Genomic DNA, 17,183 nt, shown 5'->3' with positions numbered 1-17,183 from the left:
CCTGAAAAATATTAAATGTTATAGTGAGAATAATCATGAACCAAACGATTACCAAAAGCTTTAAAGACCTCTTTTCAGCTACTGTACTTGCCTTTATGGCAAAAACCACACTTATCTCTCTTGTTGTGACCACTATTGCCATATGGCTTGTCAATGATATATTGACAGGGTTTATCAAGGGGTATCTCTCATGGATACCCTGGGAGTGGTTACAGACCAGTGGTGCTGCCGTAGCTACTGTTGCGATCGCCTATACGATCTTCATTCTTATTCATGCTGTTGTCACATCACTGATGATCGAGCCACTGTTGATCAAGCTGGCAAAAAAAGAGTACCCTGATATACCAGTTGCAGGAACCGCTGACATCTCTACCTCTATACTCCTCAGTCTCAAAGCGGGAATGGTCTTTTTACTCCTCTTCCTGTTCACATTCCCCATCATGTTCATCCCGCTTATAGGTGCTGTATGGATGCTCTGGCTCTGGTCGATCCTGATCAAAGAGCCCACTCTCTATGATGTCTCATCCCTTTTTATCAAAGAGAAAACCAAGATCAAAGAGAAGAAAAAAGGTACCACAGTACTGGCGATGATTGCTTCAGGGCTCAACTATATTCCTGTGCTGAACATCTTCTCACCAGTCTTTGCACAGATCTTGTTTTTGCATCATGTTCTAGATAAACGGTAGAAGGAAGACCTTCTCTGTAGGGGTCGCCCTTGTGGCGACTCTTAAAGACCAGTCATATTTCAAACCCAAAAGGTCAGGCATAAGACCTCTCCCTACAGCCCCTCCTTCGCTTCTTTCTTCAAACGTCTTGTTTTCTTACTGGAAACAGCAAACTGTAACAGATCATCAGTAGTTTTGACATACTCCGGCAGGGTTTCAAAACTCTTCTGCATCACTGTTGAAGCACAAAGTGCATCGGAATAGGCACGGTGATGGGAAGTCTCCTCCATACCAAGAGATTCTATGAGATAAGCAAGCCCATAACGTTCACTCTCAAAAGTACGTTTGGCAAGATCAATAGTACAAAGTTTGGGGTTGCCGATGCCACCCAGTCCGAAACGTTCAAAGGAGGCATCCAGAAAAGTATAGTCAAAATTGGCATTGTGCGCTACAAAAACAGCATCCCCCATAAAGTGGCGCAGACCTGTCAGAGCTTCTCTGCGTGTCGGTGCACCAATGAGATCTTCAGGTTCTATACCGGTGATCTTGGTAATATACTCGGGAAGAAAAGCACACTCTACAAATGTTTCATAACTGTCAACAAGCTTACCATTCTCTATCATGACCGCACCAATCTCTATTACCTGTGAGGTTCCTGGTTTGCTGCCGTTGGTCTCTATGTCGATCACACAGTAACGCTGTTCCTCGTATGGGGTAAAACAGGTTTTCAGCCGGTAATACCCCTCTTCCTCTTCAATAGGGTAACCGGATGCCTGAAGCAGGATAAAGATCGTATCGCTGTCTTCAAGCAGGGTCGTATGTTTCATTGTGATCTCTGAATACTGCTTTTCAGCCAGCACACCTTGATGCTTTCGGAATGCACGTGTCAGTTCATCAAAGACTTTTCGCATAGGTAATAAACTGCTCCACTTTCTTGGGGTCTTTCTTCCCTTTGACCGATTCCACTCCGGAGCTGACATCCACACCATAGAAACCATACTTTTTTACTTCGGCAATATTCTGAGGTGTCAACCCGCCTGCAAGAATGATCTTCGAACAGTCCACTCCTTCAAACCACTCAAGATTTAAACGCTTACCGCTGCCTCCATAGGTCTCACAATAGGCATCGACAAGACGGTACCTGTCTGAAAAACGATGAATATCTTCAGGTGATCTGGTGCGTACTACCGGCAGTGTTTTCAGGTCAATTACATCCAAAGACTCTTCATCTACATCAAAATGGATCTGTGCGAGTGAGATATTGGTATATCTACAAATGGTTTCAATCGTCTCTACCCCTTCATCAACAAAGAGCCCTACCCTTTCAACAAAAGGAGGCAGAAGATCAATAATATGTTTGGCATCTTTGGGGGTAATATAGCGTGGAGATTGGTTATAAAAGACAAATCCCAATGCATCCGCACCACACTCTACGGCATGCAACGCATCCCGTAAATTAGTAATACCACAGATTTTCACACGCACAAGGTCTCCCTTTTGGGAGAAGTGAATAGTTTTAGTTTGTTTTTCTTTCGAAAAACTTCTATTTTGATATATTTCATATTCTCTTCTCCTTTCAATAAAAGCATTGCACAGCAATGCATACCGACACTATTCACTATTCACTCTTCTCTCTTCACTTCAAAGAGGCGATCGCCTCTCCCACCCCTTTAGGGTGTTTATAGACAAATGACCCGGCAACAACCACATCCACACCGGCATCAGCAAGCACTTTGACATTTGTATCATTCACTCCGCCATCCACTTCGATAAGACAATCAGGGTTGCGTTTTTCAATAAGCGCTTTGAGTCGCTGTGCCTTTTCAATGACCGAGGGGATGAACTTCTGTCCGCCAAAACCCGGGTTAACCGACATGAGCAGTACCATATCAACATATTCAAGCAGGAACTCTATCTTTTCAGGCGGCGTATGGGGATTCAGCACGATCGCCGGTCTGATATCCAAAGAGCGGATCTTCTGAATCAATCTGTGAGGATGCTTCTCCTCTTCAATATGAAAAGAGATAAACTCCGGTTTCAACGGAGCAAAAAGATCAACAAAGAAACTGTTATTCTCAACCATCAGGTGAATATCAAGCGGTTTGGTCGCCGCTTTTGCTATCGCTTCCACTACTACCGGACCGATCGTCAGATTGGGAACGAAGTGTCCGTCCATCACATCTACATGTACAAGGTCACATCCCCCTTCACAAATGGCCTTCACATCATCAGCCAAATAACCAAAGTCTGCCGAAAGTATACTTGGTGCTACTAACATTGTTTTCCTACTCTTCTATAAAAATATTTCAGATTATATCAAAATGATACTTTGGCTCTCTATGTAAATTACTTAAGCAGAATTTATGGATTTATTTTATATAATTCGCCACAAAATATTCGGGTCGGCTACCCTCGTGTGCCGTCTACATTAACATTACAAGGTACGATCATGGCAAGAAAATGTGAAGTAAGTGGTAAAGGTCCACTTGTAGGAAACAATGTTTCTCACGCGAACAACAAGACAAAAAGAAGACAACTTCCAAACTTGAGATCTGTAAAGGTCACTCTTGAAGATGGAACGACAAAAAGAATCAAAGTAGCCGCATCAACACTCAGAACAATGAAGAAAAAAGCTGCACAAGCTGCTTCAGCTAACTGATTTTTCAGATAGGAGAGGGTATACTCTCTTATCATGACTTATCTGGACAAGTTCAAAAAGTTTCTCGGCTGGAGAAGCGCACCCAAACCGCACATTACCCTAAATGACGAATATTATAGTCATTTATCCCCATTTAGATTTCCTCTTATTCTTACTGTACTGATCATGTTGCTTGGTACCATCGGGTACATGATTATTGATGATTTTCCACTGATGGATGCCATCTATCAGACAGGTATTACCTTTACCACCGTGGGCTTTGGTGAGATACGACCGATTTCAGACCTTGGGCGTATCTTTACCATTACACTGATCATTTTCGGTTTTATTATTTTCTCTATTGCCGTGGGGGTCATTGCCGAAGTGGTGAAAAAAGGGGAATTTCAAAAAACTGCCAAGGAGCGGAAAATGCTTTATGAGATCGCCAGGCTGAAACAGCACTTTGTAGTCTGTTATCACAATGAGTTTACCATTCAGGTTACCAAACAGTTACGTGCAAACCATATTCCTTTCGTAGTTGTTGACCCAAGAGAAGACCTCGAAGAGATCGCCAAAAAACACAAATACCCTTACTTTGTTGTAGCAGAAGCACACACCGAAGAGGGGATACTGAAATCACACCTCTCTTCGGCTAAAGGGGTAATCACACTGGCTGATAATGTAGCAGACAACATTGCTACAATCGCATCGGCACGACTGTACGAAAGTGAAATAGGACGTTCTAGAAAATACCTCATCATCGCCAATGCACAGAGCCATGAAGATGAAACAAAACTGCTCAAACTTGGAGCAGACAAAGTGGTTACGGCTACCAAGCTCATGGCACAGCGTATCAATGCAATGGCAGCACGGCCTGATATGGAAAATCTGCTTCAGGAGTTTCTTTACAAAAAAGACACACCGCTTGATATGGAGGAGGCAAAAGTCTCAAAAACGTCATGGCTGACCCTGAAAAAAATAAAAACAGCCCGTTTCAGGGATGTTGCGAATGTCACTATTATAGGTATTCGACAAAAAGACGGAAAGTTCATTCCCATGCCAAAAGGTGATACTATCATCATGCCTGAATCAAAACTCCTTCTTATAGGCACCGGCGATGGTATCAGAAAAGCAAAGAAGATCATCCGTAAAAAAGAGAAACCCGAAGAGCTTAAATATATATAGTTCCGTGAATAATTAATAGTGAATAGTAGATAGTTTTGGTATGCTTTTCTTTTGAAAAGCTTTTACTAAAGGATTTATTTATGTCCAACTATACAATTACTTCACTTAATGGCGGTCTTGCAAATGTCAAAGGTTTTTTTTGCGATGCGGTCAATGTCGGCATGCGTCCCGATGCTGACCAGGGTGATGTTGCATTTATCCGCTCGGAACCTCCCTGTGATATTTCTGCTGTTTTTACCTCCAACAGGTTTCAGGCAGCACCAATCAAGCACTATCAGCGTTATCCAAAAGATTTTCAGACCAACTTCGTATTGATCAATGCTAAAAATGCCAATGCCATGACTGGTCAGAAAGGAATTGACGACATTGACACTATTATGTCAACCCTTTCACAAAAAATCGAGGTACTCAACCCTGTTATGAGTTCTACCGGTGTCATTGGCTATCGGCTTCCGATTGACAAGATCATCTCTGCATTTGACAAACTGGACTTCCACGCAAAGCATTCTGACAAAGCAGCACGTGCCATCATGACTACAGACAGCTTTAAAAAAGAGCTGGCCTACCGTGTCGAACTTGAGGATGGCTCCCATTTCAATATTGCTGCTATTTGTAAAGGTGCCGGGATGATCAACCCTGCTATGGCTACGATGCTCTGCTTCATTGCTACCGATGCAGATATCCCTAAAACCGATATGGAGCATCTTCTTCATAAGAGTACAGAGTATTCATTCAACCGTATCTCGGTTGACGGTGATACCTCTACCAATGATACAGTAATGCTGCTTACCAATAAACTAAGCACTGCGTACGACAAAGCTGTATTTTCCGAAGTACTGAACAAACTTATGTTTGAACTGGCGATGATGATCCTCAAAGACGGTGAAGGGGCCAACAAAGTGGTTGCGTTCGAAGTCAAAGGGGCAAAAAGCGATGAGGAGGCAAAAAAAGCAAGTACTGCGCTTAGCAACTCACTGCTTGTCAAAACAGCCCTTTTTGGAGAGGACCCCAACTGGGGACGTATCGCTTCAACCATAGGTGCCAGCGGGGTGGAGTGCGATGAGACGAAACTGACCATTCATTATGATGAACTGCTCATCTATTCCGATACATTCAGAGAATTGGACAAAGAGAGAGAAGAGAGTGCCTACAAGATCATGAAACAAGATCAGTTCACCGTTACCTGTGATCTTGGTATGGGAGATGGAGCCTACACTTCATATGGCTGTGATCTGAGCTATGAGTATGTCAAGATCAATGCCGAATATCGAACCTGATTTAACATGGTTCTAACTACAAAAAAGATAGAATACTGAAAATAGATAGAGGAGTAACCTATGTTACACGAATATAGAGACGAAATCCATCAACTGAAACAGGAAAATGCCCATTTCGCAAGGATCTTCGAAAAGCACAATGAACTTGACGACAAGATCGAAAAAGCTGAGAACGGTGACATCCCCATGACAGATATGGAGATTGAAACACTTAAAAAAGAGAAGCTTCTTCTTAAAGATGAAGCGTATAAAATGATCCTGGATTACAGAAAAAGCAAAGCATAGTTTTCTGTGGGCTTTTGCCCGCATTTTTTCAAACCCTTCCCTATTTCAACTCTTACATATTTTTATTCATATTCTAAAGCGAGACCCTATGGCAACCTTTGATTCCATCTCTACCATTCCCTCAGCACTTCTTGAGACACTCAAACATCTCAATTTCACAACCATGACACAGATCCAGGAGAAAGCCATCCCTGTAATATTGGCACAAAAAGATGTTCTGGCACAGTCAAAGACTGGATCTGGGAAAACCGTAGCCTTCGGAATACCTCTTATTATCCATACAGATACAAACTGCCACACACCACAACATCTTATCATTACACCGACTCGGGAGTTGGCACAGCAGGTTGCAGAGGAACTTCGCAGGCTTTCTGTTTACAAATCCAACCTCAAGATACTTACACTCTATGGAGGTGTACCGCTTCGTACACAGGCAGACTCGTTGGCAAAGGGAGCACATATTCTCATAGGTACACCCGGAAGACTTCAGGATCACCTTGAGAAAGGTACTTTGGCACTTAAAGGGATAAAGACACTGGTACTTGATGAAGCGGACAGGATGCTTGATATGGGATTTTATAATGATATTCTAAAGATCTCCTCAGCCATGCCCAAGAAAAAGCAGACACTGCTCTTTTCCGCTACTTTCCCTCAAAAAATAGAAACCCTTGCCAAAACACTTTTGCATGATCCTGACATCATCAAAGTAGATACCGTTCAGGAAGCTCAGAAGATCAAAGAGCTTGTCTATACAGTAGACAATAAACAAAAAGCACTGATACAGATCATACACTCCTTTAAACCGGAATCACTTCTGATATTCTGTAATACCAAAGCCGATGTGATCACACTTGCAGCGTACCTCCATACACAAGGACATGATGTGATAGATCTGCATGGAGACCTGGATCAGCGTGAGCGGAATGAGGCGGTCATTCTCTTTTCCAACGGTACCAAACGTATCATGGTTGCTACCGATGTTGCTTCAAGGGGACTGGACATTAAAGGTATCGATCTTGTGATCAATTATGATCTTCCCTTCGACCAGGAAGTATATACGCACCGTATCGGCCGTACAGGACGTGCAGATGCAACCGGCAAAGCCGTTTCATTCTATATGTCCGGAAGCCAAAAAACTGCCTATATTCTTGAAAGAGCACAAGAAAGAGCACTTCAGACACTGAACAATGACCCATCTTTTACCATGATATCACCCTGGGATACTCTCTGTATCAATGGTGGTAAGAAGACAAAACTTCGTGCCGGTGATATCCTGGGAACGCTCTGTAAAGAGGTAGGTATTGACAATACGATGATAGGAAAGATCACCATTACAGAGAACAGATCCTATATAGTACTACATTACAGTTTTATCGAAAAAACCGTCAATGCCCTGAAGCATACGAAGATCAAAAAAAAGAGATATGTTGCCTGGCGACTGGAGAGATCATGATATAAACCCAAATTATACAATATAAATCACTGTATTTCGGGATAAAAGAGTATACATACGTTTACTCTTCCAGTATCTTATGGCGTCTTTTATTTCGTATTACATAAAAAAGCGTGATCAATATGACACTGATGAGTGCGATCAGTGTAGCTGTATGCAGATACTCGGATATCAACGTTTCATTTGTCCCAAGCAGGTAACCCAAGGCAACCAGTACGATCACCCAGATACCGGCACCCAAAGCTGAATAGCATGAAAAATGGATAATGTTCATTCGCGCCAGTCCAGCCGGCAAAGAGATAAGCTGCCGTATACCCGGGATAAGTCTTCCGTTAAAGGTAGAAAGTTCTCCATGCTTTTGGAAAAAGCTTTCCAGTTTCTCCAGTGTCTTCTTTTTAATAAAAAAATATTTTCCATACCTAAGCAAAAAAGTACGTCCGAAGTGAAGTGCCAGATAGTAGTTAAAGAGTGCTCCGGCAACAGAACCTGCAATTCCTGTCAGGACAATAAGGTAGAGATTCATCTCTCCTTTATAGGCAAGATAGCCTGCCGGTATCATGACAATTTCACTGGGGAATGGGAAAAAAGTACTCTCAAGGAACATCAGAATAAAGATACCGAGATAGCCCATATCTCCTATTTTATCAACAAGGAATGCTGCTATATCGTGTATCATACAGTATGCTTATTCGCTGAATGCACCAACGGAAGTAAGCCTTTTATAGCGCTGGTCGAGCAACTCATCTACAGAGAGTTCTTTAAGGTTTTTTACTGTTTCCAGGAAGTAGTTCTTCAACACTTCTGCCGCTGTCACTTTATCACGGTGTGCACCGATCAGCGGTTCATCCAGTACATCATCTATCAGTCCATGTTCAAGCAGGTCTCCAGGTGTTATCTTGAGTGCTTTGGTTGCTGTCTCTACTTTACTTGGATCATTCCATAGAATAGCCGAACATCCTTCCGGAGAGATCACGGCAAAAACAGAGTAACGCATCATCGCCAGTCTATCGGCAACACCGATAGCAAGTGCTCCTCCTGAACCTCCCTCTCCAATGACCACAGAGACCATCGGCACTTTCATAGAGGCGAACTCAAAAAGGTTTCTTGCGATTGCTTCGCTCTGTCCGCGTTCTTCTGCACCGAGACCGGGATAGGCACCCGGAGTGTCTATAAGCATTAACACCGGAATATTGAACTTTTCAGCCAAACGTACAGCACGCAGTGCTTTTCTATATCCCTCAGGATTGGGCATACCAAAATTGCGCTTGATCTTGTTTTTGACTCCACGTCCCTTCTGCTCACCGATCACCATAGTCTTCTGTCCATCGATCCATCCGATATAGCAGAGAATAGCCGGATCATCACGGAAAGCTCTGTCACCATGAATCTCGTAGGCATCCTCAAGGATCAGTTTGATATAGTCAAGCGCATAGGGTCTGTCCGGATGACGTGCAAGCTGGAGTTTCTGATAGTCACTCAAGGAGCTGAATGTTTTCTCTACCTCTTTTTGTAACTCTTTCTGATACTTCTCTACTGCTTCAAGATTGGCAACAGCATGAGCAGATACGATCTCTTCCTGTATCTTTTCAATCTTACTCTCAAAATCCAAATAGGTTGCCATCAAAAGATCCTTGCTTATACTTTCTTGAAGATAACAACACCGTTAGTTCCGCCGAACCCAAAGGAGTTGCTCATCACCACATTTATCTCTGCTTTTCTTGCTTCATTTGGTATATAGTCAAGATCACAGTTCTCATCAGGAGTTGTATAGTTGATAGTCGGAGGCAGAATACTCTCTCTCATTGCCATTAATGAAACGACTGCTTCGATCGCACCGGCAGCCCCAAGGCAGTGTCCTACCTGTCCCTTGATGGAACTTACAGGAGGACAGTTCTCTTTACCGCCAAAAAGTTCTTTCAGTGCAGCAGTCTCATTTTTATCATTGATCGGGGTAGAAGTACCATGTGCATTGACATAGTCTACCTTTGGCTCACCTGCCATACTGTATGCCATTTTCATGGCACGAAGAGGACCATCCATAGTTGGTGTTGTGATATGGTTTGCATCACCACTCTCACCAAACCCGATAAGCTCTCCATAGATCGTTGCACCACGTGCTACAGCATCCTCATAGGTTTCAAGTACCAATGCTGCAGCACCCTCACCCATGACAAATCCGTCACGCTCTGCGTCAAACGGTCTTGAAGCATGCTGTGGGTCATCATTGCGTGTAGAGAGTGCTTTCATTGCAGCAAATCCACCTACACCTGCAGCACAGATCGCAGCTTCCGCACCGATGACAAGCATTTTGTCTGCTGTACCTACCATAATCGACTTTGCAGCTTCACCAATGGCATGCGTCCCTGCAGCACAGGCAGTTACAGAGGAGAGGTTTGGACCTCTAAGCTCCTGATAGATCGAAACAAAACCACCAAGCATATTGACCAGTGAAGACGGAATAAAGAACGGAGAGATACGTTTGGGCCCTCTTGTTGCACAAATAATAGAGTTCTTTTCAATATTGATCAAACCACCGATCCCTGATGCAGAGGCCACACCAAAACGGTCTCTGTCCACATTTTCAGGCAGTTTTGCATCTTCCATCGCTTCAGCTGCCGCTTTGAGACCAAGCTGAATAAACCTGTCCGCTTTTTTGACCTCTTTGGCATCCATAACGGATGTCGGGTCAAAATCGGTGATCTCCCCCGCAATTTTAACTGAATGCTTCTCAGTATCAAAAGCCCCGATCTCTTTGATCCCGCATTTTCCTTCTACAATGGCAGCGAATGCACTCTCTTTATCCAACCCAAGAGAGTTGATCATTCCCAAACCTGTTACCACTACTCTTTTCACTGCTTCTCCTGTCTGTCTGCTTTCATAAGATATAGGTGAATATTTACACTTCTCATGTTTTCAAACACTCATCTATCTCTTAGTGCCCTCCCGAAGGAAGGAGTTTAGATTATGCGTTTGCATTCTCGATAAATTTGATGGCATCTGCTACAGTTGCGATCGCTTCCGCCTGATCATCAGGAATTTCAATATCAAATTTCTCTTCAAGCGCCATTACCAATTCAACGACATCAAGACTGTCAGCCCCAAGGTCCTCTACGAACTTAGACTCTTCTTTTACCTCATCCGGGCTCACATTCAGTTGCTCAACAACTACCTCTTTTACATCATCAAATAATGCCATTGATTTCTCCTTAATTGTGTTTAAAATACGCATAAGTATAGCAAAAAAATGATAAAACCTTATCTTACTTATTTGGAAAGCAGCTGCTTTTTGACGAATGGGTCATGGAGGTTCTTGCCTTGCAGCATAAGCAGTTTCATCTCTTCATAAGGTATCATGCCCTCTTCTTTATGCTCATAAGCGGCAAAGCCATACCCCATCGGTGTATTGTCAGTACGGCTGTACCATGCTTTTTTTGCATCAATCCATCGATGGGTATCTAACGTTTTTGTCATCAGTTTAACGATCTTTGGTGAATTGTTCTTTAACCAGAGCACAACACACCCTATATCATCGAAGAAGTAGGTATTTCCGTTCTTTGTGATCAACTGAACGGCATACTCAAGGTCTGCTACGTCCATATTGCACTCTGAGCACTGATACTCTTTGGGCTTGAGCTCAACGATCTTGTATGCTGTATTGTTCTTGTAAACATACTTTGCCCCTTCATCGGTACCGAAAGAGAGCAACAGTATGATAATCACAGCAATCACCATAACAAAAACAGCGATATTTATAAGTATTTTTTTCATAAAAGCACTCCATTTTCAAGATAATACAATCCCACATAGAAACTGCACAACACGACAAACAATGTTAGAAATAGTAACGAAACTCTCTTTAGTTTTTTGGAAGAACGCTTAAAAAACAGCTGCATCACAGCACTGTCGAGTACAAAAAATATCCCTAAAAGCAATGAACCCCAAACAAAATAACCAACATAGTTGTAGTGATTCTGCAGCATACAGAAGGGACACTGGTGCGTAGGAAGTTCATAAATATAGGTACCAAAGAAATAGACAACCGCATAATAAGCCACTATGGCAAAAAGAAGGCTTGCACCGATACTGACAAGTGGCATAGAGGCATTAACTGTTAACACGAGCAAAGCAAAAAGCAGATAGAAGAGTATCAAAAGTCTGGGAATATTCAAGCCAAAAGGCAGATCGTTCGCTCCTCCGCTTACGCCGAAGATCACAGAGCAGCATGTTACGGGATTGCTTGTCTCTATATGGGTAAAATAGAGTATATCCAGAGTAAATTCTACACTAAGAAAAACAAAAACAACTATAAAAAACCATGACTTTGCTTTTAAATAAGGATAGTTCTTCGCCTTTAGATCCAAACTGTTCATACTTAACCACAGGCCACTCAAAAACAGCACTATGATCTTTAGTGCCAAAAGAGGATTCCCATACTCATTTGCCTTGATCACACCTGCACCACACATTGCTCCCGGAATAAGATCAGAGAGATTATCGACTGTATAGACAAAGTAAGGCAGCAGTAATAGTTTCAGAAGCATGGCAAAAGAGATAATGGTCACCACCAGATAGGAGCGGTTCTCCCACATGAACTGTTCTGAAGTAAATGCATCAAAATTCCACTTTCTTACCAATCCCAGTGTCACCAAAAAAGCAATGAACAGCAGCATATAGAGTACTGCTTCGGAAAGAAGATAGACGATGACTTCGTTGCTTAGGAGAATCTCATTCATAATACCTTCTTTCTTTTCATTTCATACAGCGGGCAGATAGAGAATCTACTCTTCCCTCTTCACTATTTTTCCATCTTCCATGTGTATCACTTTATTGACGAACGAAAGTCCTTCAAAAAGCGGATCATGTGTTGCAACAATAATCGTTTTTCCCATCTCATACAAAGATTGGAGTATCTCTATGAACTTGAGTGAATTTGCTCTGTCAAGATTGGCAGTAGGTTCATCACACAATATCAGTTGAGGCTCATGTACCAATGCTCTGGCAATAGCACAACGCTGTTTCTCTCCACCTGAAAGTGCTTTCACCTCTCCTTCTCTCTTATGTGAAATGGCGGCCAGCGCCATACTTTTCATTACCCTCCGTTCGATCGTTGCCATATCAAGTCTGGAGTTGATCAGAGGAGCCATCACATTCTCTTCCACGCTCAATGCCTCCAAAAGATTAAAGTGTTGAAAAATAACACCTATCGTTTTGGCACGGTAGGCTGAAGCATGCAGATCAGGCAGTTTGGAGATCAGTTCACCACCCACAGTGATCTTTCCTGAACTCGGTTTATCCAAAGCAGCGATCAGCGAAAGCAGTGTCGACTTTCCGCTGCCGCTTACTCCATTCAGGATTACCGTTTCCCCCTCAGCAATCTTCAGATCGATCGATTTAAGCGCTTCAAAAGCCTGCGGTGTACCTTCGTTATAGATCTTGTATACGTTTTCGAGGATTACCATAGTTTCTTCTTTTTAACAAATACAACTGTAACAACAGAGTACCCTCCATCTGATCCGGGCATTGCAGAGCAATGCATACTTTCACTCTTCACTCTTCACTCCTCACTGTTTACTGCATCGCCTCTCTCGGTGATGTCACTGCAATCTTCCATGCAGGAATCAAAACTGCTGCCAAAAAAGGAACAGCGTAAAAAAGAAAAACCGATCCCAGAATACCGAACTCCAGTGCAGGTATGAATGAGACACGGTTAGGCAGATTTGCTCCACCCAAAAAGATCTGGCTAAGCAGTGGGGCATCAAAAATAAATACATAAAGATATGCCAGGACTACCCCTACAGTAAAACTCACTATCACAATGATCAGGTTCTCATAGAACTTCAACCGCAGAATATCTTTGATACTCCATCCTGTCGCACGAAGAATACCTATCTCTTTCCGCTCGGTAGAGTATACCATGGAGTAACGCTGATACAAAACAAGCATAAAAGTAACAATACTCACCAGATAAAGTATCAAAAAGAGTCCTCCTTTGTAGTTGTAAAGGTTTTCATACGCTTTTTTGATCTCTCTTTTTTCAACCACCCTTACATCATAGAACATCAAATGCAGTTTTGTAATGATATTGTCCCATTCGGCATCATTGGGCACATTGAATGTGATATCTGTGACCTCATCATCCCTCATACCAAATACCTCTCTTGCCAGTTCGAGCGGCATCACTATCATATCGTTGGCTATAAGATTGGTCTGTTCAGGCAGCACTTTGTATATTTTTACTTTTTTAAATGTTCCCTTCGGGGTCTTAAAGGTAAAATCATTCTTAAAATAGTGTGCTTCCAAAAATCTCTTCACCCCTTCCCCTACCAGCATACTCTCGGCAGAGAGAAAACGTTTTAAATCTATCTCTTCTATCAACTTTTCCATAGCTTTACTGTTTTGCTCATCGAAAAAATCTATACCGACCACTAAAAAAGATTTTTCTCGCGGTGTAAAGAAGTATCTTCCATAGATCCTTGGTGCGACATGGGATACCCCATTGATCTCAAGTATCCTCTCTACCCACTCTACCGGGGTATTCACCGGTCTGCCTGCCTGAACCCTGCTCACACTGAAATCTGCCTGACCTTCCAGTGTTGCCAAAAGTGAATACTGCAGAGAAGAGGAGATGAAGAGAACGGCACTCAAGAGAAAAATAATGATCACAGAGATCATTATGGCCCCTATATGTTTACTTTTCTGCCTAAAGAGCATGAGTGTAAGAAAGTAGAGAAATGCGCTATTTTGCATATACAAAATCCATTTTATCGATAGGCTGCATCTGCGGATATGCCGGGTTGCTTCCTTTTTCAACAAAAAGCACTCTTGGCTCATAGTAGGCAACACTCAGTGACGGTGAAACAATCTGAGTTACAGTGCTGATCCTTTCCAGGGTTTGCTGTGGTGTTTGACGGCCTACACCCGCATAGTGGATAAATGTTATCCCCACCATCAACATCAATAATGAAACAAGTATAAAAAACGGTTTGATCATTTTATTCCCTATCCATCCGGACGGATACAGTGATCCATCCCCCGCAGACTATTGTTCTATGCCATCCAGTGCCATAACCATTGTATCGGTAATTTCATCAAATCCTACAAGCGCTTTGCCATGATGTTCGGACATAAATATTTTAGCACTCTCTTTACTCTTAAACGGAACCAGTTCATGTCCCATCGGTCCGTAAACATCCGGGTCAAGCACATAAAACGCTTCTTCCGCGGGAATCGCTTCAAGCGTATAATAATCGCTCACTGTTATCTTTGCAATACGGCTTCGGTCATAGGGAAAATCACCATCAAAGATATAGTACTTCATCATATCTTTAACCCCGTCAAAATACCGTTTTTCTCCATCTACTTCCATTACTGCCGCCCACTTTGGATACTTGGCCACGAACATACCGCATACAGGACACTTAGCCTCGTCAGGTACATGAATATGGTGACTGCCCCTCTTCATACTGCCGTTACTCACATAGTAGGCTACTGCCTTTAGTTTTGACTGTGAAAGAGGAGAACAGGCTTTGGAACTTTTGATCTTTTCTGTCAGCTCTTCAATTGTTCCTGTCGCTTTGGGCAGTTTATCCTTATCACACATCACTTTGGCAATACGCTCACCCTTCTGTGCAAGTTTGATTACTTTTATAGTACTACTCTCTGCGGCATAAAGTGAAACCAGACACAATAACACTATAAAAATAATTTTTTTCAATCTTTCTCCTCCATCGGGTGCCCCGGAAGAGAACACCCTGCAGTTTATCTGTTTTTAAGATAAAGTCCGACTGCCTGTAACTGTTTGCCGTTCAGACCTTTACAGAGTTTATTCTCAATGATGAAAGCTTTGGCTTCTGCTGTGGTGGCAAACTTTTTATCTGTCTTTTGACACATTTTACCATACATCATCTCACCTTTTTTAGCCATCATTGCCTGTTTTTTGGCAATCATCTTACTGTCTTTGGCAAAGTCTGCTTTTGCGGCTTCCAATGCTCCTTTGAAATCAACCACTTTGCCACCGTTGACTTTGGCAAAAGCATCTGCATCTGCTTTGGAAGAGAAAGCATATTTACTCACGGCTGTCATAGTACCTTTTTTACTGCTTCCTACAACATAAAAAGCTTTTGTAGCATCAATGAACTTCAGGGAGTTTGTATCAACCACTTTGATATCTGTAAGTGTGGAACCTTTTTGCATATCTTCTACTACACAGTGAATAGAACAATACTGTTTCGTTTTTCCGTTCACATGTGCAGCATGGTTCGTTTTATAGAACATCGGCAGTGACATTCCGCACTCAGGACAAAACGCTTTTGCTTTACCCTCCTGCAGGAGTATGGCTTTCTCTTTGGAAACCGACTGGAACATCTTCATCATCTTTTTAGGTTTTCCAGGCATTTTCATCGCTGCCCCGCATTTGCCTGGTGCACACTTCATCTCAGCATGGGAATAGCTTACCATCGTACCTATTGCCAATAGAACCAGTAATATTTTTTTCATTTTACATCCTTATTATATTAATAATATATCATAATATATTTGTGTTAAATTAGTGTTAAATTGTTTAGTACATCCGATGTATCTCTTCAAGCATGTTGTCTACGGTAATATCATCTCCATGGGATTTCAAAAAATCTGTCAAATACTTTTCAGAAGCCTCCATACCACTCTCTTTTTCGATCTCAACCAGTTTTCTGTAAAGCGGATCCAGTATATCCGTCACATGTTTGGATATCTTCTTCCTGGAGGCCTTATATCCTACCGGGTTGTCATGCTCGTCCTTAAGTATATCAAAATCGGTAAATACCCAATAGTATCTTCCGTCCTTGGCAAGGTTTTTGATCGCTGCAATAAAGTTATGTCCATGCTGGATACGATCCCAAAGGATCTTGAACAGGATCTTTGGCATATCGGGATGACGTACAATACTGTGCGGCTGACCGACAAGTTCACCTTTGCTGTAACGTGATATCTCTGCAAAATAGTCATTGACATATGTGATAATGCCTTTAAGATCCGTATCGCTCTCAATATAGACATTGTTTTTGAGTTCTATCTCTTCATTAATGGGGTCCGGTCTCTTCATCATTTTTCCTCCTGTCTGGAATCGCTGGGTATATAAAGCATTTACCGACTTTTCAATTTCCTCTCTTCGCGGCTCCACTTCGTTACGACCGCTCCGGTTCCGTCACTAAAAACGTGACTCACATGTCTAAATATCTGATTAAACCTTTGGTTATTCTCGTAAAAGGCAATATCTTTGTTCCGCCATTTTTCATCATGAAAAGTTTGGCATTCTCTTCCGAGCCAAAGGGGATCAGCTCATCTCCGTGCGGTCCGACAATCCTGCTGCCGAATACATAGACCGCTTTGGTTGCATCAACTCTCTGTCCACTAATGAAATCCTGTACATAGATCATCCTTATAGGTGCAGAAAGCAGTTGCCGTTCAAGAAAGTATTCTTGATGCTGATAGACCTGCATCATCGCTTTGACAGATACAAACTGTACTTTTTCCCCGTTTTTCAACTCTGCTTCACAGAGCCACTCCATATATTGATTCAAAGGAAGTTGATAAACAGGGTCGTTAGCTTTTTGATTCAACAACAGTATCTTGCTGTTAAATGATGTCCCGGCAATACCTGTTCCGGCAAACAGTAACAGACTTAAAATAATTTTTCTCAT

Annotated in this window: 22 protein-coding genes; 6 read left to right on the top strand and 16 right to left on the bottom strand. The window is 42.3% G+C overall.

The features are described 5' to 3' along the window. The first annotated feature begins 35 nt into the window (after nucleotides 1–35). Entirely contained in the window at nucleotides 36–686 is a 651-nt protein-coding gene (locus IMZ28_RS01580) for an EI24 domain-containing protein (protein WP_197548897.1), read from the top strand. A gap of 92 nt (nucleotides 687–778) precedes the next feature. Here the strand turns inward: IMZ28_RS01580 and IMZ28_RS01575 are convergent, their stop codons facing one another. The 3 genes from IMZ28_RS01575 to rpe form a co-directional block, all read right to left on the bottom strand. Further along, the gene (locus tag IMZ28_RS01575; protein ID WP_197548896.1) at nucleotides 779–1,576 is read right to left on the bottom strand and encodes a 3'-5' exonuclease; all 798 of its coding nucleotides are present in this window, start codon (nucleotides 1,574–1,576) and stop codon (nucleotides 779–781) included. Continuing rightward, the gene (locus IMZ28_RS01570) at nucleotides 1,560–2,150 is read right to left on the bottom strand and encodes a phosphoribosylanthranilate isomerase (protein ID WP_197548895.1); all 591 of its coding nucleotides are present in this window, start codon (nucleotides 2,148–2,150) and stop codon (nucleotides 1,560–1,562) included. The genes IMZ28_RS01575 and IMZ28_RS01570 overlap by 17 nt, the downstream gene beginning before the upstream one ends. A 151-nt stretch (nucleotides 2,151–2,301) precedes the next feature. Beyond that, nucleotides 2,302–2,943, bottom strand: a complete 642-nt coding sequence (rpe, locus tag IMZ28_RS01565; protein ID WP_197548894.1) for a ribulose-phosphate 3-epimerase — start codon at nucleotides 2,941–2,943, stop codon at nucleotides 2,302–2,304. A gap of 171 nt (nucleotides 2,944–3,114) precedes the next feature. On the opposite strand from rpe, the gene rpmB reads away from it, so the two are divergent. From rpmB to dbpA, 5 genes are all read left to right on the top strand, one after another. Further along, nucleotides 3,115–3,324 carry a 50S ribosomal protein L28 gene (gene rpmB / locus IMZ28_RS01560; RefSeq protein WP_197548893.1) on the top strand — a complete coding sequence of 70 codons (210 nt, stop codon included), beginning with the start codon at nucleotides 3,115–3,117 and terminating at the stop codon, nucleotides 3,322–3,324. 33 nt (nucleotides 3,325–3,357) lie between these two features. After that, the gene (locus tag IMZ28_RS01555) at nucleotides 3,358–4,488 is read left to right on the top strand and encodes a potassium channel family protein (RefSeq protein WP_197548892.1); all 1,131 of its coding nucleotides are present in this window, start codon (nucleotides 3,358–3,360) and stop codon (nucleotides 4,486–4,488) included. A gap of 80 nt (nucleotides 4,489–4,568) precedes the next feature. Next, nucleotides 4,569–5,765: a bifunctional glutamate N-acetyltransferase/amino-acid acetyltransferase ArgJ gene (gene argJ, locus IMZ28_RS01550; RefSeq protein ID WP_197548891.1), complete on the top strand. Its 1,197-nt coding sequence runs from the start codon at nucleotides 4,569–4,571 to the stop codon at nucleotides 5,763–5,765. A 60-nt stretch (nucleotides 5,766–5,825) separates the two neighbouring features. Beyond that, nucleotides 5,826–6,050 carry a YdcH family protein gene (locus IMZ28_RS01545; protein WP_197548890.1) on the top strand — a complete coding sequence of 75 codons (225 nt, stop codon included), beginning with the start codon at nucleotides 5,826–5,828 and terminating at the stop codon, nucleotides 6,048–6,050. A gap of 88 nt (nucleotides 6,051–6,138) precedes the next feature. Then, nucleotides 6,139–7,503: an ATP-dependent RNA helicase DbpA gene (dbpA, locus tag IMZ28_RS01540; RefSeq protein WP_197548889.1), complete on the top strand. Its 1,365-nt coding sequence runs from the start codon at nucleotides 6,139–6,141 to the stop codon at nucleotides 7,501–7,503. Between the two features lie 61 nt (nucleotides 7,504–7,564). On the opposite strand, the gene IMZ28_RS01535 is transcribed toward dbpA, so the two are convergent. The 13 genes from IMZ28_RS01535 to IMZ28_RS01475 form a co-directional block, all read right to left on the bottom strand. Next, complete coding sequence (locus IMZ28_RS01535; RefSeq protein WP_197548888.1) at nucleotides 7,565–8,179, bottom strand: DedA family protein; 615 nt, start codon at nucleotides 8,177–8,179, stop codon at nucleotides 7,565–7,567. Nucleotides 8,180–8,188: 9 nt separating this feature from the next. Then, on the bottom strand, nucleotides 8,189–9,124 hold the full coding sequence (gene accA, locus IMZ28_RS01530; RefSeq protein ID WP_197548887.1) for an acetyl-CoA carboxylase carboxyl transferase subunit alpha: 936 nt from the start codon (nucleotides 9,122–9,124) through the stop codon (nucleotides 8,189–8,191). A 14-nt stretch (nucleotides 9,125–9,138) separates the two neighbouring features. Further along, complete coding sequence (locus IMZ28_RS01525) at nucleotides 9,139–10,356, bottom strand: beta-ketoacyl-ACP synthase II (RefSeq protein ID WP_197548886.1); 1,218 nt, start codon at nucleotides 10,354–10,356, stop codon at nucleotides 9,139–9,141. 109 nt (nucleotides 10,357–10,465) lie between these two features. Next, nucleotides 10,466–10,699, bottom strand: coding sequence for an acyl carrier protein (gene acpP, locus IMZ28_RS01520; RefSeq protein ID WP_197548885.1), 234 nt, complete (start codon nucleotides 10,697–10,699; stop codon nucleotides 10,466–10,468). Between the two features lie 68 nt (nucleotides 10,700–10,767). Further along, the gene (locus IMZ28_RS01515; protein WP_197548884.1) at nucleotides 10,768–11,271 is read right to left on the bottom strand and encodes a hypothetical protein; all 504 of its coding nucleotides are present in this window, start codon (nucleotides 11,269–11,271) and stop codon (nucleotides 10,768–10,770) included. Then, a complete protein-coding gene (locus IMZ28_RS01510) occupies nucleotides 11,268–12,236 on the bottom strand; it encodes a hypothetical protein (protein WP_197548883.1) in 969 nt (322 codons plus the stop codon). Before IMZ28_RS01510 ends, IMZ28_RS01515 begins: the two co-directional genes overlap by 4 nt. A gap of 45 nt (nucleotides 12,237–12,281) precedes the next feature. Further along, on the bottom strand, nucleotides 12,282–12,962 hold the full coding sequence (locus IMZ28_RS01505) for an ABC transporter ATP-binding protein (protein WP_197548882.1): 681 nt from the start codon (nucleotides 12,960–12,962) through the stop codon (nucleotides 12,282–12,284). Between the two features lie 109 nt (nucleotides 12,963–13,071). After that, a complete protein-coding gene (locus tag IMZ28_RS01500) occupies nucleotides 13,072–14,250 on the bottom strand; it encodes an ABC transporter permease (RefSeq protein WP_197548881.1) in 1,179 nt (392 codons plus the stop codon). Beyond that, a complete protein-coding gene (locus IMZ28_RS01495; protein ID WP_197548880.1) occupies nucleotides 14,240–14,494 on the bottom strand; it encodes a hypothetical protein in 255 nt (84 codons plus the stop codon). The genes IMZ28_RS01500 and IMZ28_RS01495 overlap by 11 nt, the downstream gene beginning before the upstream one ends. Before the next feature lie 48 nt (nucleotides 14,495–14,542). After that, nucleotides 14,543–15,217, bottom strand: coding sequence for a nitrous oxide reductase accessory protein NosL (locus tag IMZ28_RS01490; RefSeq protein WP_197548879.1), 675 nt, complete (start codon nucleotides 15,215–15,217; stop codon nucleotides 14,543–14,545). A 44-nt stretch (nucleotides 15,218–15,261) separates the two neighbouring features. After that, nucleotides 15,262–15,999, bottom strand: a complete 738-nt coding sequence (locus tag IMZ28_RS01485) for a nitrous oxide reductase accessory protein NosL (protein WP_197548878.1) — start codon at nucleotides 15,997–15,999, stop codon at nucleotides 15,262–15,264. Between the two features lie 64 nt (nucleotides 16,000–16,063). Then, nucleotides 16,064–16,588: a PAS domain-containing protein gene (locus tag IMZ28_RS01480; RefSeq protein ID WP_232087494.1), complete on the bottom strand. Its 525-nt coding sequence runs from the start codon at nucleotides 16,586–16,588 to the stop codon at nucleotides 16,064–16,066. A 115-nt stretch (nucleotides 16,589–16,703) separates the two neighbouring features. Then, the gene (locus IMZ28_RS01475; protein ID WP_197548877.1) at nucleotides 16,704–17,183 is read right to left on the bottom strand and encodes a nitrous oxide reductase accessory protein NosL; all 480 of its coding nucleotides are present in this window, start codon (nucleotides 17,181–17,183) and stop codon (nucleotides 16,704–16,706) included.

Source organism: Sulfurovum indicum (genome assembly GCF_014931715.1).
Classification (GTDB): domain Bacteria; phylum Campylobacterota; class Campylobacteria; order Campylobacterales; family Sulfurovaceae; genus Sulfurovum; species Sulfurovum indicum.
The sequence above is the reverse complement of the archived record's forward strand: the minus strand, read 5'-3'. Positions and strand labels throughout refer to the sequence as shown.

Coding starts and splice junctions, on each gene's coding strand:
- IMZ28_RS01580 (WP_197548897.1), top strand. CDS start 36: ATGAACCAAACGATTACCAAAAGCTTTAAAGACCTCTTTTCAGCTACT.
- IMZ28_RS01485 (WP_197548878.1), bottom strand. CDS start 15,999: ATGAAAAAAATATTACTGGTTCTATTGGCAATAGGTACGATGGTAAGC.
- dbpA (WP_197548889.1), top strand. CDS start 6,139: ATGGCAACCTTTGATTCCATCTCTACCATTCCCTCAGCACTTCTTGAG.
- IMZ28_RS01510 (WP_197548883.1), bottom strand. CDS start 12,236: ATGAATGAGATTCTCCTAAGCAACGAAGTCATCGTCTATCTTCTTTCC.
- acpP (WP_197548885.1), bottom strand. CDS start 10,699: ATGGCATTATTTGATGATGTAAAAGAGGTAGTTGTTGAGCAACTGAAT.
- IMZ28_RS01555 (WP_197548892.1), top strand. CDS start 3,358: ATGACTTATCTGGACAAGTTCAAAAAGTTTCTCGGCTGGAGAAGCGCA.
- IMZ28_RS01505 (WP_197548882.1), bottom strand. CDS start 12,962: ATGGTAATCCTCGAAAACGTATACAAGATCTATAACGAAGGTACACCG.
- IMZ28_RS01480 (WP_232087494.1), bottom strand. CDS start 16,588: ATGATGAAGAGACCGGACCCCATTAATGAAGAGATAGAACTCAAAAAC.
- rpmB (WP_197548893.1), top strand. CDS start 3,115: ATGGCAAGAAAATGTGAAGTAAGTGGTAAAGGTCCACTTGTAGGAAAC.
- argJ (WP_197548891.1), top strand. CDS start 4,569: ATGTCCAACTATACAATTACTTCACTTAATGGCGGTCTTGCAAATGTC.
- IMZ28_RS01545 (WP_197548890.1), top strand. CDS start 5,826: ATGTTACACGAATATAGAGACGAAATCCATCAACTGAAACAGGAAAAT.
- IMZ28_RS01500 (WP_197548881.1), bottom strand. CDS start 14,250: ATGCAAAATAGCGCATTTCTCTACTTTCTTACACTCATGCTCTTTAGG.
- rpe (WP_197548894.1), bottom strand. CDS start 2,943: ATGTTAGTAGCACCAAGTATACTTTCGGCAGACTTTGGTTATTTGGCT.
- IMZ28_RS01495 (WP_197548880.1), bottom strand. CDS start 14,494: ATGATCAAACCGTTTTTTATACTTGTTTCATTATTGATGTTGATGGTG.
- IMZ28_RS01515 (WP_197548884.1), bottom strand. CDS start 11,271: ATGAAAAAAATACTTATAAATATCGCTGTTTTTGTTATGGTGATTGCT.
- IMZ28_RS01475 (WP_197548877.1), bottom strand. CDS start 17,183: ATGAGAAAAATTATTTTAAGTCTGTTACTGTTTGCCGGAACAGGTATT.
- accA (WP_197548887.1), bottom strand. CDS start 9,124: ATGGCAACCTATTTGGATTTTGAGAGTAAGATTGAAAAGATACAGGAA.
- IMZ28_RS01535 (WP_197548888.1), bottom strand. CDS start 8,179: ATGATACACGATATAGCAGCATTCCTTGTTGATAAAATAGGAGATATG.
- IMZ28_RS01575 (WP_197548896.1), bottom strand. CDS start 1,576: ATGCGAAAAGTCTTTGATGAACTGACACGTGCATTCCGAAAGCATCAA.